A 23800-nucleotide genomic window follows, 5' to 3' on the forward strand; every position below is an offset into this window, starting at 1 on the left:
CGCCGATTTCAAGTCGCCGGAACAGACAGTCTCGCGCAGCGGCAAGACCGTGAAATTCAACAAAACCCAGCGCCGGCTCATACTCCCGACATTTCCGGTTATCCCTGAGGACATGGGAACCGGGTCGCCGACGGGAATTCACATTTCCGTCATATCGCGCTGCAAATCAGTTGTAAGACTTTATCAGCAAAGCGCAATCCGCTCCAAACGCAAAATCGGGCTTCGCCAAGTTAGGCGCAAGTTTCATGCGCCGCAGACAACGGAAAAGGCCCGCACGAATGCGGGCCTTCTGATTTCATTACAGTACCGGACCAGCCGATCAGGCCGAAACGTTGGTCTTTTCTTCCTGACGATCCGCATAGATGTAGAGCGGACGCGCGACGCCACTGACGACATCGTTGGAGATAACAACTTCACGCACGCCTTCCAGGGTCGGCAGTTCGAACATGGTATCCAGCAGGATCTTTTCCATGATCGAGCGCAGGCCGCGGGCGCCGGTCTTGCGGGTGATCGCCTTGCGGGCAATCTCGCGCAGCGCGTCCTCGTGGAAGGTCAGTTCCACGTCTTCCATCTCGAACAGGCGCTGATACTGCTTGACCAGCGCGTTCTTCGGCTCGGACAGGATCTGGATCAGCGCATCTTCATCAAGGTCTTCCAGCGTTGCGAGAACGGGCAGACGGCCGATGAATTCCGGGATGAGGCCGAACTTCACCAGATCTTCCGGCTCGAGTTCGCGCAGCACTTCGCCCACACGACGATCGTCTTCCGCCTTGACGGTCGCACCGAAGCCGATCGAGGTCTTTTCACCACGGGCCGAGATGATCTTGTCGAGGCCGGCAAAGGCGCCACCGCAGATGAACAGGATGTTGGTCGTATCCACCTGCAGGAATTCCTGCTGCGGATGCTTGCGGCCGCCCTGCGGCGGAACGGAAGCGACCGTGCCTTCCATGATCTTCAGAAGCGCCTGCTGAACGCCCTCGCCCGACACGTCGCGCGTGATGGACGGATTGTCCGACTTGCGGGAAATCTTGTCGACTTCGTCGATATAGACGATACCGCGCTGGGCGCGCTCGACATTATAATCCGCAGCCTGCAACAGCTTCAGGATGATGTTTTCCACGTCCTCGCCGACATAACCGGCTTCGGTCAGCGTCGTTGCGTCCGCCATGGTGAAGGGAACGTCGATGATGCGGGCGAGCGTCTGGGCAAGATAGGTCTTGCCGCAACCCGTCGGACCGACGAGCATGATGTTCGACTTCGCAAGCTCAACATCGCCGTTCTTGGAGGCGTGCGCGAGGCGCTTGTAATGGTTGTGAACGGCCACCGACAGGATCTTCTTCGCCTGCTTCTGACCGATGACATATTCGTCGAGGATCTTGATGATGTCCTGCGGGGTGGGAACACCCTCACGCGACTTCACCATCGACGTCTTGTTCTCCTCGCGGATGATGTCCATGCACAATTCGACGCATTCATCGCAGATGAATACCGTCGGTCCGGCAATGAGTTTCCGGACTTCGTGCTGGCTCTTGCCGCAGAATGAACAATAGAGTGTATTCTTAGAGTCGCCGCCGTTGCTGCCGCTGACTTTGCTCATATCTCTTTCCTTCCAGCACGCCGCAGGTCCGCCAAACGGATCGCGGTCAACTTACCGCCCGCAGATACGGCCCGCCTTGGGGTGCATTGCCGTATCCGCCTCGTTTCCCGGGGTACTAGCCGTATCAGATACAGGAGCTGACAACCGGCTGCAACGAATTCCCCATCAAACCAAAGGCCACGTCATAAAAACTCAACATAGCCTTTATATATACTAATATCGCTTTCTGTTGCGGTTGAAAGCCCCGAAATTACTTTTGCGGGGTCAAACAAACGTCAGAAAGCGGCGCGCCTCAATTCGCGGCGGCGCCCTCGATTTCCTGGCGCGAGGTCAGGATCTTGTCGATCACGCCCCAGTCCTTCGCCTCGTCTGCATCCATGAAGTGGTCGCGATCAAGGGTTTTTTCAACCTCTTCGAGCGTGCGGCCGGTGTGCTTCACGTAGACTTCATTGAGACGACGCTTCATCTTGATGATGTCGCGGGCGTGACGCTCGATATCCGATGCCTGGCCCTGGAAACCGCCGGAAGGCTGGTGCACCATGATGCGGGCGTTCGGGGTTGCGAAACGCATTCCCTTCTCACCGGCAGCCAGAAGCAGCGAGCCCATGGATGCGGCCTGGCCGACGCAGAGCGTCGAAACGGCAGGGCGAATGAACTGCATCGTATCGTAGATCGCCATACCGGCGGTCACGACGCCACCCGGCGAATTGATGTAGAGCGCGATTTCCTTCTTCGGGTTTTCAGCCTCGAGGAAAAGGAGCTGCGCGCAGACGAGCGACGCCATCTGGTCTTCCACCGGGCCGGTGAGGAAAATGATGCGTTCCTTGAGAAGACGGGAAAATATGTCGTAGGAGCGTTCGCCGCGATTGGTCTGCTCAACGACCATCGGCACCAGAGCCATGGCGGTATCAACTGGATTTTTCATGTCCGTCCTTTGTCAAACTCTGCCCTTCGCGGAAAACCGCTCCGGAATCACTTCTAACCTTCATACTCCCTACATAGAGTGTCCCTGCCCCGCACTTCAAGACACGAAGCCGCATATCCTTAACGGCTCAACAGCGTTTGCAGGCCGTTGGGGCCCGGCCTGGCAGGGGTTTCAAACCGGACGGGGCCGGCCGCCCCCCTTTCACCCGCCGCCACCAATTTTTTACTATGGCTGGCGACGGAGGTAAAAATTGCTTGCCATGCACAGATATAACTTCTCACCGGCAAGAACTCGTTAGGTATTTGCTGCTGATACTGCCCAGCGAATTTCCGGTTCCCATCAGGGAATGGGCCCTTCCGGGCAAAATGGCAGCTCAACAATTCCAGCGGGCATAACGCACCTCGTGCGAAAGGGCCCGCTTTTTACCGCATTATGGCGCAGATAGGATTTTGCAATGCTGGATGCAAAGACGAGCACGCTACTATGGGCGGCGGAGACGTTCACCCTGGCCGTGCTTTTGGGAATGCTGTGGCTGCACCGCCCTTCCCGCTGGCATAACCTCTATTTCGCCACCGGTTTCCTCGCCACAGGCTTCGGCACCGTCATGGTGGCACTTCGCGGGGATATTCCCAGTTTTCTGTCCATTCAGGTCGGCAATACGCTGGCACTTTCCGCCTTCGGCTTCTGGCTCGCGGGCCTCTTGTGCTTCGAGCAGCGTAAGCTCGGCGGCTGGATCGCCATTCCGGCCCTGCTGTGGATCGCCGGAATGTTCGTGCCCTCAGTGCGTGAAGACATGGTTGCTCGCATCCTGCTTTATCATGCCAGCGCGGCCACGGGCTATTTCATGCTCGCCGGCGTGCTTTTCGCCAGCAGGGCGCGCGCATCACGCAGCCGAAAGGTACTGGCCACGATCCTGATCCTGCAGGCTTTTGCCGGAGCGATCGTCGCCTCCATCGTCATCCCGGCCAATGCCGCGGTTCCCAATGCCATTCCCATGACATCGGCGCTCTCCATTTCCGGCATGCTCGGCTTTACGGCCATCATCATGATCAGCGCGAAGATCATCATGGAGGATACAGAGATTCGTCTCCACCGGCTCGCCATGACCGATCATCTGACCGGTGTCCTCAACCGGCGTGGCCTGCTGGAGGAGTTCGAACGCATCAAGAAGCGCTCGCACGGCTCCGACCGCTACGTGGCGCTGGTTCTTTTCGACATCGACCATTTCAAGAAGATCAATGACAGATACGGGCATCAGTCCGGCGATGCCGTACTCGTGCATTTCTGCAATATCGCACAACGCGTGATCGGCGATCGCGGCCTTTTCGTCCGGATGGGCGGCGAGGAATTCGCGCTGGTGGCTGAAGTCGAGAGCCCTTCCAGCACCGTGACACTTGCGGAGTCCATCCGTAGCAATCTGCGCCTTTCGAAGATCACCGCCCGCAACGAAGCCATCAAGGTGACGACAAGCGTCGGCATATCCGAAGCCCTGATCAAGGATGCCGAGCTGAGCGTGATGATGACTGAGGCCGACCGTGCGCTTTATGCCGCCAAGAAGGCCGGGCGCAACCGGACTGTCATCCACGTGAACTCCGCCAATGTCGTCGTGCCCGCCCCGGACCGGGACGAAAGCCCGATGGACAACAATGCCGACCGGCAGGTCGCGGCGCTGAACCGGATTTCGGCCATCGCCGGCCGGTGACGATGTAACCATACGGTGACAGTCGGGAAGCACCCAAGAGGCGTTCCCGCCCTTCCCAAAGCGCCGCGCGCAGAATAGACCTTGGGCATGACAGCGACATTTCCCTTTCTCAAAATCGACCCCACGACCCGCCGCGTTTCGCTCGATGCCCGCGATCCGGCCTTCTATAACGATCCGAATCCGGTCTATGCCGCCCTGCATGCGCAATGTCCGACCTTTTATTGGGAAGAGCAGCGGCAATGGTTCTTCACCGGCTATGACCATGTCGGCGCGCTTCTGCGCGACCGCCGCTTCGGCCGGCAGATCCTGCATGTGGCGAGCCGTGAAGAGATCGGCCTGCCCCAGCCGCTCGAGCATGTAAGACATTTCGACCTGGCAGAGCAGCATTCGCTTCTGGAGCTGGAGCCGCCGGAACACACGCGGCTGCGCACCCTCATCAACCGCGCCTTCGTTTCGCGGCATGTCGACAAGATGAAGCCGGAAATCGAGGAACTCGCCAACCGCCTGATCGACGCCTTCGAACGGAACGGCGAGACGGAACTGCTCTCCTCCTATGCCGACATCATTCCGGTGACGATGATTGCCCGCATGATTGGCATTCCCGAGGAGATGGGGCCGCAGCTTCTGAAATGGTCACATGCCTATGTCGGCATGTACATGTTCAAGCGCACCGCCGAGGACGAGCTTCTGGCCGACAGGGCCGCACGGGAATTTTCAGACTATGTGCGCAGCGTGATCGCCGAGCGGCGGGCCGAGCCGAAGGACGACCTGCTGAGCCACATGATCCACACCGAGCACAAGGGGCAATATCTGACCGATGACGAGCTGGTCTCCACCACCATCGTGCTCCTGAATGCCGGGCACGAGGCGACCGTGCACCAGATCGGCAATTCCGTGCGCATCATTCTCGAAAGCGGCATCGCCCCCGAGACCCTGTTCAACGACGAGACGGCCACGGAACGCACGGTGGAGGAAACGCTGCGCATCTGCGCACCCGTCCACATCTTCCAGCGCTGGGTTCTGGAACCGGTCGAAATCGACGGCGTGCAGTTCAAGCGTGGTGACAAGGTCAGCCTCATCCTGGCCGCCGCCAACCTCGATCCGGCGAAGTTTACCGATCCGCTGGCCTTCCAGCCGGACCGCAATGAAGGCGCCAATGTCTCTTTCGGCGCCGGCATCCATTTCTGCATCGGCGCGCCGCTTGCAAGGCTGGAGCTCAATCTCGCCCTGCCCCTGCTTTTCAAGCGCCTGCCGGGCTTGAAGATTGCCGAGCCGCCCAAGGTGAAGGACGTCTATCACTTCCATGGTCTGGAGCGGCTCGATCTCAGTTGGTAATCAAGGGGCGAAGCGCCCTTAGATCTGCGCCAATCCGCCGTCCACGGAGAGTTCCACACCCGTTATGTAGCTGGCCTTGGAAGAGGCCAGAAACAGCACCGCCTCGGCAATTTCATCAGGGTCGGCCATACGGCCGATCGGTGCCGCATCCTTCAGGTAGGCCTTGAAACCGGCGATCTTTTCATCGTCCATCTTCAGGCCATTTTCCATGATCGGCGTGCGGGTGACACCCGGGCTGACCGTATTGACGCGGATTCCGCGCCCCTTCAGGTCATTGGCGAAGCTGCGGGCGAATGATCGAACCGCCGCTTTCGAGGCATTGTAAGCGCTCAGTCTTTCCATGCCCTTGTTGCCGACGATCGAACCCGTCAATACGATCGAACCGCCGTCGCGCAGCACGGGCAACAGCGTCTGCACCGTGTAGAATACGCCCTTCACGTTGATATCGAAAATCCGGTCGTAAAGTGCCTCGTGGGTCTCGCCAAGATCGTTATTCTCCGCGATGCCGGCATTGGCGACCAGCACATCCACTTTCCGCCCGTCTGCCTCTATGCGGCTCTTGAGCTGTTCCAGGTCCGAGAGCTTCGCAACGTCAGAAACGAAGCCGATTGCCCCCTTCCCGAGTTTGGCGATGGCGGCATCGAGATTGGCCGAATTGCGGCCCGTCACATAGACCGCAGACGCCCCACCTTCCAGAAACAATTTGGCGACTGAAAAGCCGATGCCGGTCGATCCGCCCGTGACGACGACCACTTGCCCGCTGAATATTCCAGACATTGCAAACTCCATATCTAAGTTTCCGAATAACCGTAATTCGGTATTTCGGTTTTATTGAAATATTGAAGCCTGTCAATCCATATGCTAGAGCCGATCCATGGTTCAGTTTTTTCATCCCGCTCGCGAGGACATATCGCTCACGGCCGTGCTGGCTGCCCTCGGCGAACCCGCACGAATGGGCATCATCCGCAAATTATGGGGGTCCGAGTCCGGGCAAAATTGCGGCGCGGCAGCGCCCTGTCAGGATATGCCGCGCTCAACCCTTTCCAGCCATATGCGAATCCTGCGCGAGGCCGGATTGATCCGCACCCATAAACAGGGCGTCGAAAATATCAGCGTCGTCCGTCTGGAGGATATGGAAGCCCGCTTTCCCGGGCTCCTGCCATCGATTCTTGAATTCGATGGGCAACAGCAGCTTTAAGCCGTCCTCCGGCCTCAAAGCCGGATGACGTAGTCCTTGCGCGTGGTTTCCACGACTTCCCAGGTACCGGTAAAGCCCGGGCGCAGGACGACGCGATCACCCGGCCTCAGATCACGCGGTGTGCCGCCGTCTTCAGTCAGGATGGAATGGCCTTCGAGAATGCTGAAATACTCCCACTCATCATAGACCACCCGCCATTTGCCGGGCGTGGACTGCCAGATGCCGGCATAGATGCCGCCGGGAGCCTCTTCGAGATTCCATGTCGTGAATCTGGGATCACCGGATATCAGCCTTTCCGGCGCAGGCGCGCCATGCTCCACTTCGGTGACATCATCAAAAGACAGAAAATTCGTCATGGCATCCCGGTCCGTCAAATGTGGTTGGTACCATAGCTTTGCGCGATTGTGAGTGCGCCGTCAAACATCTTCAACCACAACAACAACTTAAAATTGATTGCTGATCCAGCCACGATGAATACTTGCTCGTTTCTTCCGGAAAGCTGCGACTTACTCGATCTTGGTCCAGCCAAAAACCAGCCACTTGTATCTCGACTTCTTGTCGGGTTCGGCGGTGTAGGTCATCTGCATATCGCCGTCCTTCGCATAGATATCGAGCCTCGGCGCCGTATCCAGCTTGAGCCATAACGAGCTCTTGTTGAACGACCATGTTCCGCACCAGACGCAAGCGGACGGCGGATCACCGGCTTGATGGAAATTGTAGCGTCCGTCAGCCGTGATCTCCAGATAATCGAAGGCGGAATAAAAAGTCGTCACCGTTTCCTGGAACAGTGTCGCATCCGTTTCCTGCTGGGCGGTCGGCTCGGTCTTCATATCCCGCGGCGGGCGGCTGGTCGCACCGGTGAGCTTCCATTTTCCGACAAAATCCTGCTGCGTCGGGAAATATTCCGCCTCAGCCTGCGCCTTCTGGACCGGAGCAACGCCCGGTACATCGGCCATGACTGCAATTCCGAACGCAAGGAAAAAGCTGACGATTCGAAGCAGTCCGGTTCGGTTTTCCATCTGACACGTCTTTCGTGGTGGGAGCGCTGGAGTATCTGTCTTAGGCGGATTCGGCGCCGGAAGCGACGGTGCACAACCTCAATTTCCCGCCAATTTCGCAAGCGCAATGAACAGGAAGAGCACCGCCAGGAATTCGATGGGAAGCCGCCAGCGGCTCAATCGGACCCATTTCGTTGCAGCCTTATGGGCCGTCGCAATGTCACCGGCCGGTTCAGTCTCAAACCGGAGCGCCATGGGGATGAAATAGGCAAAGGACCAGATCCGCGTGGCAAGATGCGCCGCAAGCGCCAGCCATATCCAGATGCGAATGCCGGGCTGAGCCCATGTCAGCCAGACAGCCAGAAGCAACACCACCTCGAACAGCCCGTGAGCAGGACCCCAGAAAAGCTTTCGATTGATCCCGCCCCTTGCAGGCTGGATCAACATCGGCTGCGAAGGCCATACCCGATCGACGAGGAAAGTCTCGTAAATGCCGCCACCCAGCCCGATGGTGCCAAGAATACCGGCGATCATGACCGCGTAAAAAACCGAGGGTTCGAACATTGTCGTCACTCACCTTTTCCAGAAACCATCGCTGTGATGCTTGCAAGAGCAAGTTCGGTGATGAACTTACCGCTGGCGCAATCACGCCCGGTTCATTACCTTGATGACTATGATTTCTTAATTATCGAGATACTTTAATGTCAAGAGACATCTTAAACCGGCAATTGACCGACCTGCTTCGCCGGGCCAGTGCGCAGTCCCTTCTTATAAGCCAGGCTATCTCAGCAAAGGCTCGGTTGAACACCACCGATCTGGAGTGCCTGGACATTCTTCAAATGCAGGGCCAGGCCAGCGCGGGCGAACTTGCGAAAGCGACCGGCCTCACGACCGGGGCGGTGACGGCGCTGCTGGATCGACTGGAAAAGGCCGGCTTCATAAAACGTCTGCCCGACCCTGCTGATCGCCGGCGCGTGCTGGCAGCGCCAGATCCTGAGAAAATGCGTGAGCTGTTTCAAATGTACGCGCCGCTTCAGGAGAAGATGGAAGCGCTCTATGGAGACTATGATGAGGCGCAACTGGAGATCATCATCGGCTTCATGGATAAATCCTGCGCCATCTCAAAGGATTTCATCGGCACGCTGCAGAAGACATAAGCAACATGCAAACAGGCGGTTGCAGCACGACGTGAAGCCCGGCCACGCCGTAACAACAAAATACGCAACCGCCAAAAACACCTTGTTTCCAAGGTCTTTCGGCGGTTAAGTGATCACAGGTCGGCCGTCAGGCCGGTATCAGACTGGCGCGACGAAACGTCTTAGACCTTGGCAAGCGATTGCTCGAGATCGGCGATGATGTCCTTCACATCTTCGATGCCGATCGACAGGCGCACCACATCCGGCCCGGCGCCGGCCGCCGTCTGCTGTTCCGGCGTCAGCTGGGCATGGGTGGTGGAGGCCGGATGGATGACCAGCGAGCGCGTATCGCCGATATTGGCGAGGTGCGAAAAAAGCTGCAACCCCTCCACCAGCGCCTTGCCGGCGGCATAACCGCCCTTGATGCCGAAGGTGAAGACCGAACCCGCCCCTTTTGGCGAATAATGCTGCTGGATGGCGTGGTTGTCGCTGTCCTCCAGCCCGGCATAATGCACCCAGCCGACCTTCGGATGCGCCTTCAGCCATTTCGCGACGGCCAGCGCATTGTCGGAATGGCGCTGAACGCGCAACGGAAGCGTCTCTATGCCGGTCAGGATCAGGAAGGCGTTGAAGGGCGAGATCGCCGGGCCGAGATCGCGCAGGCCAAGCACGCGGCAGGCGATGGCGAAAGCGAAATTGCCGAAGGTCTGGTGCAGCACGACGCCGGAATATTCCGGCCGGGGCTGCGACAGCGCCGGATATCTGTCCGTCGCCGACCAGTCGAAGGTGCCGCCATCGACGATGATGCCGCCCATGGAATTGCCATGGCCGCCGAGGAATTTCGTCAGCGAATGCAGCACGATATCCGCGCCGTGCTCCAGCGGCCGCAGGAGATAGGGGCTCGCCATGGTATTGTCGACGATGAGCGGCAGGCCGTGGCGATGGGCGACATCGGCAATCGCGGCGATATCCACGAAGGTGCCGCCCGGATTGGCGAGGCTTTCAATGAAGATGGCGCGCGTGCGGTCGTCGATCTGCTGCTCGAAACTGGCCGGATCGGTCGCATCCGCCCAACGCACCTGCCAGTCGAAGCCCTTGAAGGCGTGGCCGAACTGATTGACGGAACCGCCATAGAGCTGGCGCGCCGCGACGAAATTATCGCCGGATTGCAGCAGAGTGTGGAAAACCAGCAATTGCGCGGCATGGCCGGAAGCGACAGCGAGCGCGGCCGTGCCGCCCTCGAGCGCTGCCACACGTTCTTCCAGAACCGCCTGGGTGGGGTTCATGATGCGGGTGTAGATATTGCCGAACTCTTTCAGGCCGAACAGGGCGGCGGCGTGATCGGCATCCCGGAAAGCATAGGCCGTGGTCTGATAGATGGGCGTCGCGCGCGCGCCGGTGGTCGGATCGGGTTGCGCGCCCGCATGAACGGCTAGCGTTGAAAATCCGGGATTGCTGTTCGGCATTATGTTTCCTCCATTGGAATTTTGGAGGGATCATAATGCCTTGCCGCCAAATGATAAGTCCGATCCGTACCAACTATCGCACAATATTGAGACGCGGATACTCAATTGCGGGGCAACGGTCCATCACAACTTCCATGCCATAGGCCTCCGCCTTGGCGGCGGCATTGTCGTCCCGCACGGAAAGCTGGCCCCAGATCACTTTCGGGCGTTGCGGCAGCAAGATCGCCTCTTCGACGATTGCCGACAAATATTCCGGCGCGCGGAAGACATCGATCATATCCACGGGCTCGGGAATATCGGCAAGCCGCGCATGGACCTTCTGCCCCAAAATCTCCTTGCCGGCCTGTCCGGGATTGACCGGAAACACGCGATAACCCTTGGACAGCAAAAAGCGCATGACCCCGTGGCTCGGCCTGTCCGGATTGGGGGAAGCGCCGAGCAGCGCGATGGTTTTGACATCCGTCAGGATTTTCCTGAGGTAGTCGGGCTCATAAGCATCATGCTGCATGTCAACTTATTCCTTTCGGCACATCAGATGATTTGCGGGCTTCCCCGCGCAACCCCGCCATTCGAAAACCGCGCGAGCACAGCATATCCTGCATAATTCCGCAGGCCCATCCTCAACGCCTTCTGTGGCGTCTGTCATTCCCATCTAGGAATTGTCATGGCTCTCGTGAACCCCTCCTCGCCGTAACCTGCGATCAGGACGGCCCGCGTCGCAAAACAGCGTGTTTTCATTCACGCAAAATGATTTCACTAAAATGCCTGAAAACCGCTTGTATTGAGTATTTTAATCCACTTTTCAAAAATGGCGCAAATGGCCGCGAATGCCGGCTCCGAACAACATTAACGTGCAATAGATGCGCCCTTCGTCTCCTGTTTGTTTTCATTCCGTTCGCAGATGAATTAGTGATGCCTAATTTTCAGAAAGTTATTTTGTAAATCAATCAATATACAATACTGCAACGTTACAGGAGACGATTTAAGAAAACCATGAAATTTATTTTCAAACCGTCTCCAGCAAATTGATATAGTCACAGTCTCGAAATGCCAGACGGGCCAGCAAGAATACAGCGCAAATCAGCTCGTATTCCTGGTCAAAACACGCTCCCTTGCGAAACCGCAAGCTGTGCATCCGACGCTGATACCAGCATCCGGCAGATGAAATCGTGAGCAGAACAACACGGGGAGTTCGCGCAAAATCATTCCATCTTTTTACGACGTGCAGAAAAGGCAAATTTTACGCGTGTCGCAATCGCTGTCGCGGCCACGTCCCGTTTGCGACAAGGGAGCCTGAAGGGCATCGGACAATCGGAAAAGGCGCATCACGCGCATTGAAATCGATTCCGGTTTTCAAGCCGATGCTGTAGGTTGCGCAGAGTAGCCCGCGAGCGAGTCTCTATTGTGACATTCGACATTCTTCTTCTGGTGCTCCTGGGCGCGATTTTGCATGCCGGATGGAATGCGCTGGTCAAATCCGGGTCCGACAAATCGCTGGACGCGTCGCTGATCGCGGCGGGGGCTGCGGCCTGCTCTTTGCCCTTCCTGCCTTTCCTGCCTTTTCCCGCGCCGGTGGCCATTCCTTTTCTGATTGCCTCGGCCGTTCTGCAATTTGCCTATTTCCGCCTTGTCGCCGCCGCCTATACGATCGGCGATATCGGCCTCGTTTATCCCGTCATGCGCGGCGTGGCGCCCTTGATCGTCGCGGCGACGAGCAGCCTGTTCCTGAGCGAGGTGTTGAGCCCGCTCGCCCTTGCCGGCATCGCCGTCATTTCCGGCGGCATCCTCACGCTCGCCTTCGAAGCGCGCCGCGGCGGCGGAAAGGCGATCCTCGTCGCCCTGCTCAACGCCTTCGTTATCGCCTCCTACACCTTCGTTGACGGCGTGGGCGCCCGGCTTTCCGGCAACGCGATCTCCTATACGCTGTGGATGTCGCTTCTGCCGCCGGTGCTGCTGTTCGGTTTTGCCTTTTTCCAGCGCGGGGTCGGCCCCGTCGCGCAGCATGTCCGGCGCAACTGGTGGCGCGGCCTGATTGGTGGCGGCGGCTCCATTCTGTCCTACGGTCTGGCGCTCTACGCCATGACCAAGGCCCCCGTCGCCGTCGTCGCAGCACTCCGGGAAACCTCCATTCTGTTTGCGCTGGTGATCTCCGTCGTGATCCTTAAAGAACGCGCCAGCATCTGGCGTTATCTCGCCGGCGGCATCATCGCGGCGGGTGTTCTGGTCATGCGACTGGGTTAAAATGGGGCCTTTCAATGGGGTAAAATAATACCCCACAACTAACGCACTGTTTTTATTTAGTTATTTTTACGATCCACAAAATCGGTCATATTGACGCTTTCGTGCACACACCGTATAAGCGCGCCAGATCGGATTCCAGCCGGAATAGGGTCATTTGCGGTTGCCTTTAACGGCAACCAAATCAAGCAACAAGAAACGCCCGTATGCTCTTTCATCAAGAGTGTGACGGGTCCACGTTAGAAAGTGAAATCCATGTCTACTTTCGTTCAGAAGCCCGCTGAGGTGGAGAAGAAGTGGATCATCATCGACGCCGAAGGCCTCGTTGTTGGTCGCCTCGCCACCATCGTTGCAACCCGCCTGCGCGGCAAGCACAAGGCTACCTTTACCCCCCACGTTGATGATGGCGACAACGTCATCGTTATCAATGCGGAAAAGGTTGCTTTCACCGGCAAGAAGTATTCCGACAAGAAGTACTACTGGCACACCGGTCACCCGGGTGGCATCAAGGAGCGCACCGCTCGCCAGATCATCGAAGGTCGCTTCCCGGAGCGCGTCGTTGAAAAGGCTATCGAGCGCATGATCCCGCGCGGCCCGCTCGGCCGTCGCCAGATGAAGAACCTGCGCGTTTACGCCGGCTCTAACCACCCGCACGAAGCACAGCAGCCCACCGTTCTCGACGTGGCCGCGCTTAACAAGAAGAACGTAAGGAGCGCCTGATAATGGCCGATCTTTCCTCTCTGAAAGACCTCGCCCCGGCATCGGAAGCTTCGGCTCCCGTGCACGTCCGCAAGGTTGACACCCTCGGCCGCTCCTACGCGACCGGCAAGCGCAAGAACGCCGTAGCCCGCGTATGGGTGAAGGCCGGTTCTGGCAAGATCATCATCAACGGCCGCGATTTCACCACGTATTTCGCACGTCCGGTTCTGCAGATGATCCTCCAGCAGCCGCTGGTCGCAGCTGCCCGTTCGGGTCAGTTCGACATCATTGCAACGGTTGCAGGCGGCGGTCTTTCCGGCCAGGCCGGTGCCGTTCGTCACGGTGTTTCCAAGGCTCTCACCTACTTCGAACCGGGCCTGCGCTCCGTTCTGAAGAAGGGTGGCTTCCTGACCCGCGACAGCCGCGTTGTCGAGCGTAAGAAGTACGGTAAGGCCAAGGCCCGCCGTTCGTTCCAGTTCTCCAAGCGTTAATCGCTTATCGGAACGGTTCGTTCAGAACTTCGAAAGGCGGGGCTTCGGCTCCGCCTTTTTTCATGGCCCTCCTCCCTTGTTTTTTCGCTAAGAAGGCAGCACCTTCAGCTCAAAACGCGATGGGGTGATATATGCCGGCCAAAACAATCGACCATGCCTTTACCGCAACGACCCTGACTTCGGCTGCCACCGACCCGACCCATGCGGGCGTCCTCTCCTTCATGCGGCGTAAATATACCAAGAACCTCAAGGGCGTTTCGACGGCCGTGTGGGGCATTCCCTTTGACGCGGCGACCTCCAACCGGCCGGGCGCGCGCTTCGGGCCGCAGGCGATCCGCCGCGCCTCGGCGATTTTCGACAATGATCCGCAATATCCCTTCGGCCGTGATCTTTTCGCCCATATGCCGACCATCGACTACGGCGACTGTCTGCTCGACTATGGCAACCACTGGAAAACGCCGGACACGATCGAAAAGGAAGCGCGCAGGATCATTTCCAAGACGGATTATCTGCTGACGCTGGGCGGCGACCATTTCATCACCTGGCCTTTGCTGAAGGCGCATGTCGCCAAGCATGGGCCGCTGGCGCTGGTGCAGTTCGATGCGCATCAGGATACCTGGTTCGATGATGGCAAACGCATGGACCACGGCTCCTTCGTGGCGCGCGCCGTGCGCGACGGGCTGATCGATCCGGACAGATCGATCCAGATCGGCATCCGCACCCACGCGCCGGAGGATTTCGGCATTCGCATTCTCCACGGTTACGAGGTGGAGGAAATGCGGACGGGCGATATCGCCTCGCTGATCGTCAAGCACACGGCCGGCATGCCGGTCTACCTGACCTTCGATATCGACTGCCTCGACCCCGCTTTCGCGCCGGGAACCGGCACGCCCGTCGCCGGCGGACCGACCAGCGCCAAGATTCTCTCGGTTCTGCGCGGGCTTGGCCAGCTCGATATTCGCGGCTCGGACGTGGTGGAGGTTGCACCCGCTTACGACCATGCGGATATCACCGCCATTGCCGGAGCGACCGTTGCAATGTATATGCTTGGCCTGCGTGCCGAACGGCTGGCGAAGGCTGGCTGACAAAGAAAACGGCACTTGCCGAAATGATTCCGAATACCCTTACAACCCTTTGAAAAGTCAGGACAAGGACATGACAGCGAAGATCTTCATCGATGGCGAACACGGCACCACGGGTCTGCAGATCCGCACGCGCCTTGCCGGTCGCCGCGATATCGAGTTGCTGTCCATTCCCGAAGCCGAGCGCCGCAATGCCGCGATGCGCGAGGATATGCTCAACAGCGCCGACATTTCGATCCTCTGCCTGCCGGATGATGCCTCGAAGGAGGCCGTCTCCATGGTGGCTGGCAACAACAATGTCCGCATCATCGACACCTCCACCGCCTATCGCGTCCATCAGGACTGGGCTTACGGTTTTGCCGAAATGGACCGGGATCAGGGCGAGAAGGTTCGCTCCGCCCGTTTCGTCGCCAATCCGGGCTGCTACCCGACCGGCGCGATCGGCCTCATCCGTCCGCTGCGCGCCGCCGGCATTCTGCCCGACGGTTATCCGGTCAGCGTCAATGCGGTTTCCGGTTATACCGGCGGCGGCAAGCAGATGATCGCGCAGATGGAAGACCAGAGCCGCGATGACGCGATCAGCGCCAATAATTTCCTTTATGGCCTGACGCTCAAGCACAAGCACGTGCCGGAAATGACCATTCACGGCCAGCTTGACCGCGCACCGCTCTTCTCGCCGTCCGTCGGGCGTTTCCCGCAGGGCATGATCGTGCAGGTTCCGCTGTTTGCCGCGGACCTTGCCGAAGGCACGACCACTGAAACGATCCAAGCGGCATTGACCGCCCATTATGCGGGTCAGGACATCGTCAGCGTCGTGCCGCTTGCCGAAAGCAAGGGGCTTTCCCGCATCGACGCCGAGGAACTGGCAGGCAAGGACACGATGAAGCTCTTCGTCTTCGGTACGCCGGGTGGCGAGCATATCAATCTCGTTGCGTTGCTCGACAATCTCGGCAAGGGCGCATCCGGGGCTGCTGTGCAGAACATGGAGCTGATGCTCTCCGCATGAGCAGCAATACGCCATCTTTTCCGGCCTCGTGGAATATCGAGGCCGCAAAACAGATTGCCGATACGCCCGCCGGGGTGGTCTACGAGGTAAGGCAGGGCGACGGCGCGTTGGCCGTCGCGAAAGTCCTGAAAAAGAAGGTCCTGGAAGACAGCCTTCGCGGTGCGGATTTCATCGCCTGGCGGGCGGGTATCGGCTGCGTGGAACTGCTCGACCGCGCGGACGACATTCTGCTGATGGAACATGCCGGCACCGAGACATTGCGCGATGTGCTGTTCCGTGACGGCGACGACGATGCCGCAACGGAAATCGCCGCCAATGTCCTGCTCGAATATCACCAGCCATCCGATCAGCCACTGCCCTCAAGCCTGCTGACGCTGCCGCGTTATTTCCAGAGCTTGTTCCAGAAGGCCGAGCAGGATCATGCCGAAGGCATGGACAGCCCCTATGTCGAAGCAGCAAGGCTTGCGCAGACGCTCATCGACCAGCAGCGGGATATCAAGCCGCTGCATGGCGACCTGCACCACGAAAATATCATGCGCAGCGAACGCGGCTGGATTATCATCGACCCGGCTGGCCTGATCGGCGATGCGGCGCTTGATGTCGCCAACATGTTCTCCAATCCGCTCGACCGTTTCGACCTCACTCGCAGCGAGGCGCGCATCGCCTCCATGGCCGCGATCTTTTCCAGAACGCTGCAACGGGACGAGCGCCTGTTGCTGCAATATGCCTTTGCTTATGGCTGCCTTTCGGCCGCATGGCACGAAGAGGACGAAAATGCGGAGGAGCGCGACAACGAACTCGCCGTCGCGGCAACCATCAAGGCTGTTCTCAAACAGTTTTGAGCGGGGTCAGTCCCTGACTTCGACCGCAACGGGCGCCGGATATTCACCGATGAACCCGCGCCAATGGGCGACCGAGAAGCCGAGCACGATCAGCGCCATGCCCTGATGGGCGAGCGCGACATGAATATCCACATGCATCAGAAGCGTGGTGATGCCAAGTGCTGCCTGAATGGAGATGAGCACGAAGAACAGCACCGCGCGGCGGGCATGCGGCGTGCCGGGCAAGGCGCGGGCCATCGACACCATATGCCACAGCGTGGCGGCAAACAGCGTATAAGCACCCAGGCGGTGAACAAATTGCACCGTCTTCGGGTTTTCGAACAGGTTGATCCACCAGGGCTGCTGCAGGAAGAGATCACCCGGCACCAGCGAACCATCCATCAGTGGCCAGGTATTATAGGACAGGCCGGCATTCAGCCCGGCCACCAATGCGCCGAGATAGATCTGGAACAGACAGAGCACCGTCAGCAGCGCGGCAAAGCCCCTGCCCGTCCGCTCATCCGCAGCCTCCGGCGAGTGATGCGACAGGCCGCGCAATATCCACATGCAGCCGGCAAAGATGAGGCAGGCAATGGTCAGATGCGTGGCGAGACGATATTGCGAGACATCCGTGCGGTTGACGAGACCAGAGGACACCATCCACCAACCGATGAAACCCTGAAAGCCGCCCAGCGCCAGAAGGCCGACCAGCGGCAGGCGAAGGCGTTTTTCAACCCGGCCGGTGAGCCAGAAAAAGGCAAGCGGCAGGGCGAAGACGAGGCCGATGGTGCGGGCAAGCAGGCGATGTGCCCATTCCCACCAGAAAATCGTCTTGAACTCATCAAGCGACATGCCCTTGTTGATTTCCTGATATTGGGGAATGCGCTTGTAGAGCTGAAACTCCTCTTCCCATTCCGCGACGGAAAGCGGCGGAATGGCGCCGTGGATCGGCTTCCATTCCGTGATCGACAGGCCGGATTCGGTGAGACGCGTGGCGCCGCCGACGAGGACCAGACAGAAGAGCGTGAAGAGCACGACGCGCAGCCAGATGCGCAGCAGGCGGCGGTCCTTCTCCTGTTTCTGCAGGGCGGCCTCCACCACCATTTCCGCAGAACCATTTGCCATCGTCATGCCGCTCGAACGCATCTTTCAGGTCTCCCTCATACAGTCATGTTGATTAGCCCCAACCGGCACCACAAAACAAGGCCTCAGGGTTTGCGGCATGCGGTCGCGGCGGTATAGTCCCGCGCAGACATTCAATGACGGAAGATTTCATGCATCCTCGCCTCAGATCGTTTATCGGCACCATCGTCATCATCGGCCTCGTCGTCGTTTACGCCGTGGTGGCGACCGCCATTGCATCGGCGGCGCTGGCGCAATCGCCCTGGTGGGTGCATCTCGCTTATTTCGTGCTGAGCGGGATTCTGTGGATATTGCCCGCGATGCTGATCATCAAATGGATGGCCGGCCCCAGAAAACAGGGATAAGCACCGGCTGTTGCTCGACACCCTGAGGTCGCAATCTTATAAACCGATTGTTTGCCGCTCAACGATATAGTCCGACCGAAACAACCGGAGAGAGTGGATGGTGGCTGAGGGGCCGCTCACAATCAGCGAGGACAAAGCGACGACCGCCGTGCAAAGCGAGCGGCGGGCTGTCGATCGTCTGGTGATCGATCTCGTTGATGACGCCTCAACCGTCCGTTCCGACTGGGAGCGGCTGGAGAAGGATCCGCTCAATTCACTACATCAGGGTTTCGGCTGGTGCTCCATCTGGGCACAGACACAGAAAAACGCCCTCCTCACCCTTCGTGGACGAAAGGGCGGAAAGACGGTCTTCCTGCTGCCGCTCGAAATCGTGCAGGAAGGCGGCATCCGCAAGGCGCGTTTTCCCGGCGGCCGGTTCAATAATATCAATACCGGGCTTTTCGACCCCGCCTTTGCCGAACAGGCGGGACAGGAGATCGCGGCGGCGATTGCCCGCGAGGCGCGGAAGCTGCTGCATGGCCGGGCCGATATCCTGGCCCTGCAGAACATACCGCTTATCTGGCGCGGCAGGATCAGCCCGCTCTCGCATCTGGCCTCCGTCGAAAACCAGAACCCGGCCTTCCAGCTTCCGCTGCTGGAAAGCTTCGAGGCCACGCTAAAGCAGGTCAATGCCAAGAGACGGCGAAAGAAATTCCGCATCCAGAGCCGCAGGACCGAGGAAATGGGTGGTTACAGCCATGTGATCGCCCGCTCGCCATCGGAAAAATGCGAATTGCTGCAGACATTCTTCCGGCAGAAAGCCCTCCGTTTCGCCTCACAGCGCATTCCGGACGTCTTTCGCAATCAGTCGGTGAAGAATTTCTTCTACGATCTGGCCAATTTTCCCGAGACGGGCAGCGACAGCCTTCTGGAACTGCACGCCATTCGCCTGCATGGTGCAAACGAGGGCTTCATCGCCGCAATAGCCGGTCTTTCGCGCAAGCAGGATCACATCATCTGCCAGTTCGGTTCGATCGATGAATCCGTGTCGGAACTCAGCCCCGGCGAATTGCTGTTCTGGCTGATGATCGAACGGGCATGCCGCGAAAAGGCGGCGATCTTCGATTTCGGCGTCGGCGACCAGCTCTACAAGCGCAGCTGGTGCCCGATTTCCACGTCGCAGCACGACATATTCCTGCCGGTGACGGTGAAGGGCCGCGCAGCGGCGTCCGCCTATGTCGCCATTGCCCGGACGAAAAGCCTGATCAAATCCAATCCGGCACTCTATGCGCTTATCCAGCGTTTTCGCGCCGGTCGGCCAAGAACGGACGCGGCGGACACAGCCGACTGAGCGGTTGCGACGCCCGTCAGGCGGCGCTCAGACGATCCGGCTTGCGCATGCCGGTCATCGGCAATGCCTGTTCGTAACCCTGGGCAACCAGTTCACCCAGCGTCCTTTCCAGCATCTCGCCATCCTTGCCGGGAACGGAAACGATGATTTCCGCCGGCAGATTGCGCAGCATTTTCTCAAGGCTTGCAATCTGCACCGCGCCGCATTCCACGAGAACCGTGTCATAAGCGTCGGAAAGCGCGCCGAGGATCATCGTCAGGCGGTCTATCGCGCGCATGGCCTCACGCGGCTGCGCATTGCCGCGCGGCACGATATGGGCATCGGAAAGCCGGTCACCGTGAATGGTTTCACCGAAGGCCGCCGCACCCGCCAGAAGATCCATGACACCGGGAAGCCCGGCTTCGGGCGCCATCAGCCGTGTTGGACAGCCGGACGCCGTCATATCGACGAGTACCACCGAGCGGCCCATTTCGGACAGCGCGCGCGCCAGCATCACGGTCGAGGTCGAACCGCTATCACCGCCCGGTGATACGACGGCGGCGACCGGTTTGGCAAGCCGCGTGGCAAGGAAGCCCGCAACGGCGTCGATCGAGAAATCGTCGGAGGTTTCGTCGTCCTCTTCCGCCGCCTCTTGGGCAACAGCCACATCCTCCCTGGGCAGGACAGGCATCGCAGCTGGAGCCTCGGCCGGCATCTGCCGTTCCTCTTCGACAACGGGCTGGTATGCCGCAGCCGGCACCGCGCGCGCGGCGGATGACGGCATAGTCTCATGGCGCTCGGCGACGGGCTGCTCCGGCAAATCCGTGGTCTCAACCGTATCAACAGGTGCGCGTGCCGGCGGCGGCGGGTCGGAGGGCGGCGGAACCTGGCTCCTGCCCACCGGCTTCAAGGCCCGGCCCGTGAAAAGTTCCACCAGCATGACGACGATTGAGGAAAGCAGAAAGGCCGCCAGCGTCACGACGATGGTGATGGCGCCGGTTTTCGGGAAATAGGGCTCGCGCGGCTCGACTGCCGTGGAAATCACGCGTGCATCGGCGGGGGTGGAGTCCACCGATCCGGCGCGCGACGTCGCCTCGCGGTATCGGGCAAGATAGGTTTCGAGAAGCTGCCGCTGGGCCGAGGCCTCGCGTTCGAGGTCGTTGAGGCCGACCTGCTGTTCGCCGGCGCGCACGCTTTCCGACTTGAGCACATTCAATTGCTGGACGAGCTGCCGCTCGCGCAGGCGCGACACATTCGCCTCGTTTTCGAGGCTTGCCAGCACCTTGCGGGTCTCTTCCTGAATCTGCCGCTCCAGGCCGTCAAGCTGGTTGCGCAGCGCCCTGATGCGCGGATGACCTTCCAGCAACGAGGAGGAAAGATCGGAAATCTGGCTGCGGATCGTCGTTTCGTTTTCCTTCAGCCTCTGGATCGTCGGGGAACCCACGACATCCGGGAAAGTATCGAGCGGACGACCGCTTGCAAGCGCGTTGCGCACGCCTTCCGCCCGCGCTTCCGCGTTGGCGCGCTCGCCGCGAATACGACCAAGTTCAGTGGAAATATCGCTGAGCTGGCGGGTGGCGAGCGTTTCCCCCTGCCCGGCCGACAGAAGATCCGACGAGGCGCGATAATCCGCAACCTTCCTGTCCGCGTCACGCACCTTTTCGCGCAGATTGGCGATTTCCGGCTCCAGCCAGCGCGCCGCTTCCGTACTGGTATCGAGCTTCGCGCCGCTTTGCAGCGCAATATAGGCCTTCATCATCTCATTGGGGATGGCGGCGGCAAGCTTCGGATCTTCGGACGAAAACTCGACCGTGATGACGCGCGAGCTTTCGACCTGATAGACCTGCAGCTTTTCCCGGAAGGCCTTCAGCACCCGCTCTTCGGGCAGCACCTGAAGCGGATCCTTCTTGATGCCGACCGCGACCAGCAACTGCGAGACAAGCGAGGGATGCGCTTCCGGATCGAACTCATCCAATTCGTAAAGCTTCATATCCTTCGCGACCTGCTTGATGAGGTCGACCGATTGCAGGATCTGCACCTGGCTCGAAACGGTCAACTCGTCGAGCACCGGTTCGGCGGGCGCGTTGGACTGCTGCGATGCGCCGAAGGAGGCCGCGCGGGATTCGATCAGGACGCGCGCCTCGCCCTTGTAAGCGGGCGACATCATGCTGGCGATCACGAAGGCCGCGCCTCCGGCCAGCAGCGTGACGGCCGCTATCCGCCCCCTGCGCTGCCATATGGCCGCGACGAGCCGCCCAAGGTCGATATCCACATCCCTGTCGTCAATGCGATCGCCGTTCATGCGGGCTCCGTAACCGAGATAATCCTCGGGCGCTCAAATATAGATGGCCAATTTTCGCGAAGTTTAAGTCTTGCGGGTAACACAACCGTTAATCCCGGCGAATCCGACAAAATAAAGCCTCTATTACCATCGCTCGCGCCGACTGTTTACCGCGCATTAACCCTAACAGAACGATAAGAATGATCAAAGATCGACTCGGAGCCAGATGAGATGCCGCTCGCCGGATCACGACATGTCACCGCACTGACGCTTGCCGTTTTGACGGCCCTTTCCGGTTGCGCGGCATATCAACCCGCACCGCGCTCATTCAATGAGGCGGCGCTGCAACCCTATCACGTCGATAGCGGCGACAGGCTACGCATCAATGTCTTCGAACAGGCAGGGCTGACCAATACCTATACCGTTGATCAGGCGGGTTACGTCGCCTTCCCGCTCGTCGGCCAGGTTCCGGCCCGCGGCAAGACGCTGCCGCAGCTTGAGGCTGCCATCGCCGCCAAGCTACGCCAGGGTTATCTGCGCGACCCCGACGTGACGATCGAAATCGACCGTTATCGCCCCGTCTTCATCATGGGTGAAGTGGGTCGTCCCGGCCAATATTCCTATGTGCCGGGCATGACGGTGCAGAACGCCATCGCCATTGCCGGCGGCTTCACCCCACGCGCCAATCAGGCCGATGTCGACATCACCCGCAAGATCAATGCCGAGGTGATGACCGGCCGGATCGGGATCACCGCACCCATTCTGGCGGGTGACACCGTCTATGTACGCGAACGCTTCTTCTGAAAACGGAGTGGCGAACGTGTCGGATGACGGCCCTCCCCTGCGCATCATTCATTGCTTCCGCTCCCCGGTTGGCGGCGTTTTCCGCCATGTGCGCGATCTGATCGAGGAACATGTCAAACAGGGCCACAAGGTCGGCATCGTCTGCGACAGTTCGACGGGCGGCGCGCATGAGGAACGGCTTTTCGCACAGATCGCGCCGATGCTGGAGCTTGGCCTTATCCGCCTTCCCATCCGTCGCTCCATCAGCCCCGGCGACCTGCCGGCGCTCTACAAGTCCTATAACCACATCAAAAGTTTGCGGCCGGACATTCTGCACGGGCACAGCGCCAAGGGTGGCGCTCTTGCCCGGCTGATCGGCTCACTCCTGCGGGCGAACAGGTATCGCGTAGCCCGCCTCTATTCGCCGCATGGCGGCAGCCTGCATTATGCCCGCAACAGCCTGAAGGGGCAGATCTTCCTGCGGCTGGAGCGGTTTCAGGAGCATTTCACCGATGCGCTCTGTTTCGTCTGCAATTTCGAGCAGGCGACCTACGAAGCCAAGGTCGGCAAGCCGCGCACCCGCACGGCGATGATCTATAACGGCGTCCAGGAGAGCGAATTCAAGACCGTCCCTCCCCGCGAAGGTGCCGCCCGCTTCCTCTATATCGGCATGTTGCGTGACCTGAAGGGACCGGACGTTTTCATCAACGCATTTGCCAGGATGGAACGCAGCATCGGCCAGCCCATGTCGGGCGTCATCGTCGGCGACGGGCCGGACAGGGACAAATATGCGGCCATGATCGACAAGGCCGGGCTTTCCCGGCGGATTTCGATGCATGCCGCCATGCCCGCCAGACAGGCATTCGAGCTGGCGACGACGGTGGTGGTGCCCTCGCGTGCCGAAGCCATGCCCTATATCGTGCTCGAAGCGCTGGCAGCGGGAAAAACCGTCATTGCCTCGCATGTCGGCGGCATTCCCGAAGTTCTTGGAGAAGACAGCGAAGCGCTCGTGCCGGCGGGCAATGCGGATGCGCTGGCGCAGATCATGGTCAGGGACGCCGAAGACGGCGACTGGGCGAAGCGGGTCATGCCCCATCCCGACAGCTTCAAGGCGAAATTTTCAACCCCTGTCATGGCCGATGAGATGATGAAACTCTATCGTGACCTGCTGACCACCTAAAGTCATTTCAAAAACACGATTTTTAATTGTATATTCCAGCCGTCCTGTAGAAATTCATCATAAACG

At 59.3% G+C, this 23800-nt stretch carries 24 protein-coding genes; 14 read left to right on the plus strand and 10 right to left on the minus strand.

The annotated features are described in order from the left end of the window. Positions 1 to 319 precede the first annotated feature (319 nt). Positions 320 to 1597, minus strand: coding sequence for an ATP-dependent Clp protease ATP-binding subunit ClpX (gene clpX / locus O3S81_RS13050; RefSeq protein WP_003521528.1), 1278 nt, complete (start codon positions 1595 to 1597; stop codon positions 320 to 322). A 292-nt stretch (positions 1598 to 1889) separates the two neighbouring features. Continuing rightward, a complete protein-coding gene (gene clpP, locus O3S81_RS13055) occupies positions 1890 to 2522 on the minus strand; it encodes an ATP-dependent Clp endopeptidase proteolytic subunit ClpP (RefSeq protein ID WP_003521529.1) in 633 nt (210 codons plus the stop codon). Positions 2523 to 2976: 454 nt separating this feature from the next. Here clpP and O3S81_RS13060 point away from each other — a divergent pair, with 454 nt between their 5' ends. Both O3S81_RS13060 and O3S81_RS13065 read left to right on the plus strand, forming a co-directional pair. Continuing rightward, entirely contained in the window at positions 2977 to 4224 is a 1248-nt protein-coding gene (locus tag O3S81_RS13060) for a GGDEF domain-containing protein (RefSeq protein WP_269343773.1), read from the plus strand. An 87-nt stretch (positions 4225 to 4311) separates the two neighbouring features. Beyond that, on the plus strand, positions 4312 to 5559 hold the full coding sequence (locus tag O3S81_RS13065; RefSeq protein ID WP_269343775.1) for a cytochrome P450: 1248 nt from the start codon (positions 4312 to 4314) through the stop codon (positions 5557 to 5559). Between the two features lie 18 nt (positions 5560 to 5577). Here O3S81_RS13065 and O3S81_RS13070 read toward each other — a convergent pair whose 3' ends face one another. Continuing rightward, positions 5578 to 6348, minus strand: coding sequence for an SDR family NAD(P)-dependent oxidoreductase (locus O3S81_RS13070; RefSeq protein WP_269343777.1), 771 nt, complete (start codon positions 6346 to 6348; stop codon positions 5578 to 5580). Positions 6349 to 6433: 85 nt separating this feature from the next. Between O3S81_RS13070 and O3S81_RS13075 the strand changes: the two genes are divergently transcribed. Beyond that, a complete protein-coding gene (locus tag O3S81_RS13075; RefSeq protein WP_269343779.1) occupies positions 6434 to 6757 on the plus strand; it encodes an ArsR/SmtB family transcription factor in 324 nt (107 codons plus the stop codon). A 14-nt stretch (positions 6758 to 6771) separates the two neighbouring features. Here O3S81_RS13075 and O3S81_RS13080 read toward each other — a convergent pair whose 3' ends face one another. The 3 genes from O3S81_RS13080 to O3S81_RS13090 all read right to left on the minus strand — a co-directional run bounded on the left by O3S81_RS13080 (position 6772) and on the right by O3S81_RS13090 (position 8319). Continuing rightward, positions 6772 to 7113 carry a cupin domain-containing protein gene (locus tag O3S81_RS13080; protein WP_269343780.1) on the minus strand — a complete coding sequence of 114 codons (342 nt, stop codon included), beginning with the start codon at positions 7111 to 7113 and terminating at the stop codon, positions 6772 to 6774. Between the two features lie 150 nt (positions 7114 to 7263). Further along, entirely contained in the window at positions 7264 to 7776 is a 513-nt protein-coding gene (locus O3S81_RS13085; RefSeq protein WP_269343782.1) for a DUF5004 domain-containing protein, read from the minus strand. Positions 7777 to 7854: 78 nt separating this feature from the next. After that, positions 7855 to 8319: a hypothetical protein gene (locus tag O3S81_RS13090; RefSeq protein WP_269344425.1), complete on the minus strand. Its 465-nt coding sequence runs from the start codon at positions 8317 to 8319 to the stop codon at positions 7855 to 7857. A 236-nt stretch (positions 8320 to 8555) separates the two neighbouring features. On the opposite strand from O3S81_RS13090, the gene O3S81_RS13095 reads away from it, so the two are divergent. Next, positions 8556 to 8912, plus strand: a complete 357-nt coding sequence (locus O3S81_RS13095; RefSeq protein ID WP_269343783.1) for a MarR family winged helix-turn-helix transcriptional regulator — start codon at positions 8556 to 8558, stop codon at positions 8910 to 8912. 161 nt (positions 8913 to 9073) lie between these two features. Here the strand turns inward: O3S81_RS13095 and O3S81_RS13100 are convergent, their stop codons facing one another. Beyond that, positions 9074 to 10357, minus strand: a complete 1284-nt coding sequence (locus O3S81_RS13100) for an O-acetylhomoserine aminocarboxypropyltransferase (protein ID WP_269343784.1) — start codon at positions 10355 to 10357, stop codon at positions 9074 to 9076. A gap of 73 nt (positions 10358 to 10430) precedes the next feature. Next, positions 10431 to 10865, minus strand: a complete 435-nt coding sequence (locus O3S81_RS13105; protein WP_269343786.1) for a CoA-binding protein — start codon at positions 10863 to 10865, stop codon at positions 10431 to 10433. Between the two features lie 896 nt (positions 10866 to 11761). Here O3S81_RS13105 and O3S81_RS13110 point away from each other — a divergent pair. The 6 genes from O3S81_RS13110 (at position 11762) to O3S81_RS13135 (ending at position 16715) form a co-directional block, all read left to right on the plus strand. Beyond that, positions 11762 to 12598: an EamA family transporter gene (locus O3S81_RS13110; protein ID WP_269343788.1), complete on the plus strand. Its 837-nt coding sequence runs from the start codon at positions 11762 to 11764 to the stop codon at positions 12596 to 12598. A 252-nt stretch (positions 12599 to 12850) separates the two neighbouring features. Next, positions 12851 to 13315: a 50S ribosomal protein L13 gene (gene rplM, locus O3S81_RS13115; protein WP_006312738.1), complete on the plus strand. Its 465-nt coding sequence runs from the start codon at positions 12851 to 12853 to the stop codon at positions 13313 to 13315. A 2-nt stretch (positions 13316 to 13317) separates the two neighbouring features. Beyond that, positions 13318 to 13785, plus strand: coding sequence for a 30S ribosomal protein S9 (rpsI, locus tag O3S81_RS13120; protein WP_003496509.1), 468 nt, complete (start codon positions 13318 to 13320; stop codon positions 13783 to 13785). A 131-nt stretch (positions 13786 to 13916) separates the two neighbouring features. Then, positions 13917 to 14870, plus strand: a complete 954-nt coding sequence (gene speB, locus O3S81_RS13125; protein ID WP_269343793.1) for an agmatinase — start codon at positions 13917 to 13919, stop codon at positions 14868 to 14870. Between the two features lie 70 nt (positions 14871 to 14940). Then, positions 14941 to 15873 carry an N-acetyl-gamma-glutamyl-phosphate reductase gene (gene argC, locus O3S81_RS13130; RefSeq protein WP_269343795.1) on the plus strand — a complete coding sequence of 311 codons (933 nt, stop codon included), beginning with the start codon at positions 14941 to 14943 and terminating at the stop codon, positions 15871 to 15873. Further along, a complete protein-coding gene (locus O3S81_RS13135; RefSeq protein ID WP_269343797.1) occupies positions 15870 to 16715 on the plus strand; it encodes an aminoglycoside phosphotransferase family protein in 846 nt (281 codons plus the stop codon). The genes argC and O3S81_RS13135 overlap by 4 nt, the downstream gene beginning before the upstream one ends. 6 nt (positions 16716 to 16721) lie before the next feature. On the opposite strand, the gene O3S81_RS13140 is transcribed toward O3S81_RS13135, so the two are convergent. Further along, positions 16722 to 17825: a COX15/CtaA family protein gene (locus O3S81_RS13140; protein ID WP_269344427.1), complete on the minus strand. Its 1104-nt coding sequence runs from the start codon at positions 17823 to 17825 to the stop codon at positions 16722 to 16724. Between the two features lie 143 nt (positions 17826 to 17968). On the opposite strand from O3S81_RS13140, the gene O3S81_RS13145 reads away from it, so the two are divergent. Both O3S81_RS13145 and uppA read left to right on the plus strand, forming a co-directional pair. Next, positions 17969 to 18181, plus strand: a complete 213-nt coding sequence (locus O3S81_RS13145) for a DUF2842 domain-containing protein (RefSeq protein WP_269344429.1) — start codon at positions 17969 to 17971, stop codon at positions 18179 to 18181. Positions 18182 to 18278: 97 nt separating this feature from the next. Beyond that, complete coding sequence (uppA, locus tag O3S81_RS13150) at positions 18279 to 19511, plus strand: polysaccharide biosynthesis GNAT family N-acetyltransferase UppA (RefSeq protein WP_269343799.1); 1233 nt, start codon at positions 18279 to 18281, stop codon at positions 19509 to 19511. 16 nt (positions 19512 to 19527) lie between these two features. Here the strand turns inward: uppA and uppB are convergent, their stop codons facing one another. Beyond that, on the minus strand, positions 19528 to 21792 hold the full coding sequence (gene uppB / locus O3S81_RS13155; protein WP_269343801.1) for a polysaccharide biosynthesis protein UppB: 2265 nt from the start codon (positions 21790 to 21792) through the stop codon (positions 19528 to 19530). A 210-nt stretch (positions 21793 to 22002) separates the two neighbouring features. On the opposite strand from uppB, the gene uppC reads away from it, so the two are divergent. Further along, entirely contained in the window at positions 22003 to 22575 is a 573-nt protein-coding gene (uppC, locus tag O3S81_RS13160; protein ID WP_003502309.1) for a polysaccharide export protein UppC, read from the plus strand. A gap of 16 nt (positions 22576 to 22591) precedes the next feature. Continuing rightward, the gene (gene uppD / locus O3S81_RS13165) at positions 22592 to 23734 is read left to right on the plus strand and encodes a polysaccharide biosynthesis type 4 glycosyltransferase UppD (RefSeq protein WP_269343804.1); all 1143 of its coding nucleotides are present in this window, start codon (positions 22592 to 22594) and stop codon (positions 23732 to 23734) included. Positions 23735 to 23800 lie beyond the last annotated feature (66 nt).

Origin of the sequence: Agrobacterium sp. SOY23 (assembly GCF_027212525.1) — a bacterium.
Lineage (GTDB): Bacteria > Pseudomonadota > Alphaproteobacteria > Rhizobiales > Rhizobiaceae > Agrobacterium > Agrobacterium tumefaciens_I.

Coding starts and splice junctions, on each gene's coding strand:
- O3S81_RS13140 (WP_269344427.1), bottom strand. CDS start 17,825: ATGACGATGGCAAATGGTTCTGCGGAAATGGTGGTGGAGGCCGCCCTG.
- O3S81_RS13090 (WP_269344425.1), bottom strand. CDS start 8,319: ATGTTCGAACCCTCGGTTTTTTACGCGGTCATGATCGCCGGTATTCTT.
- O3S81_RS13080 (WP_269343780.1), bottom strand. CDS start 7,113: ATGACGAATTTTCTGTCTTTTGATGATGTCACCGAAGTGGAGCATGGC.
- O3S81_RS13065 (WP_269343775.1), top strand. CDS start 4,312: ATGACAGCGACATTTCCCTTTCTCAAAATCGACCCCACGACCCGCCGC.
- rplM (WP_006312738.1), top strand. CDS start 12,851: ATGTCTACTTTCGTTCAGAAGCCCGCTGAGGTGGAGAAGAAGTGGATC.
- O3S81_RS13085 (WP_269343782.1), bottom strand. CDS start 7,776: ATGGAAAACCGAACCGGACTGCTTCGAATCGTCAGCTTTTTCCTTGCG.
- clpP (WP_003521529.1), bottom strand. CDS start 2,522: ATGAAAAATCCAGTTGATACCGCCATGGCTCTGGTGCCGATGGTCGTT.
- rpsI (WP_003496509.1), top strand. CDS start 13,318: ATGGCCGATCTTTCCTCTCTGAAAGACCTCGCCCCGGCATCGGAAGCT.
- O3S81_RS13060 (WP_269343773.1), top strand. CDS start 2,977: ATGCTGGATGCAAAGACGAGCACGCTACTATGGGCGGCGGAGACGTTC.
- speB (WP_269343793.1), top strand. CDS start 13,917: ATGCCGGCCAAAACAATCGACCATGCCTTTACCGCAACGACCCTGACT.
- uppA (WP_269343799.1), top strand. CDS start 18,279: ATGGTGGCTGAGGGGCCGCTCACAATCAGCGAGGACAAAGCGACGACC.
- O3S81_RS13070 (WP_269343777.1), bottom strand. CDS start 6,348: ATGGAGTTTGCAATGTCTGGAATATTCAGCGGGCAAGTGGTCGTCGTC.
- O3S81_RS13075 (WP_269343779.1), top strand. CDS start 6,434: ATGGTTCAGTTTTTTCATCCCGCTCGCGAGGACATATCGCTCACGGCC.
- O3S81_RS13145 (WP_269344429.1), top strand. CDS start 17,969: ATGCATCCTCGCCTCAGATCGTTTATCGGCACCATCGTCATCATCGGC.
- O3S81_RS13100 (WP_269343784.1), bottom strand. CDS start 10,357: ATGCCGAACAGCAATCCCGGATTTTCAACGCTAGCCGTTCATGCGGGC.
- O3S81_RS13105 (WP_269343786.1), bottom strand. CDS start 10,865: ATGCAGCATGATGCTTATGAGCCCGACTACCTCAGGAAAATCCTGACG.
- O3S81_RS13135 (WP_269343797.1), top strand. CDS start 15,870: ATGAGCAGCAATACGCCATCTTTTCCGGCCTCGTGGAATATCGAGGCC.
- uppC (WP_003502309.1), top strand. CDS start 22,003: ATGCCGCTCGCCGGATCACGACATGTCACCGCACTGACGCTTGCCGTT.
- clpX (WP_003521528.1), bottom strand. CDS start 1,597: ATGAGCAAAGTCAGCGGCAGCAACGGCGGCGACTCTAAGAATACACTC.
- argC (WP_269343795.1), top strand. CDS start 14,941: ATGACAGCGAAGATCTTCATCGATGGCGAACACGGCACCACGGGTCTG.
- uppB (WP_269343801.1), bottom strand. CDS start 21,792: ATGAACGGCGATCGCATTGACGACAGGGATGTGGATATCGACCTTGGG.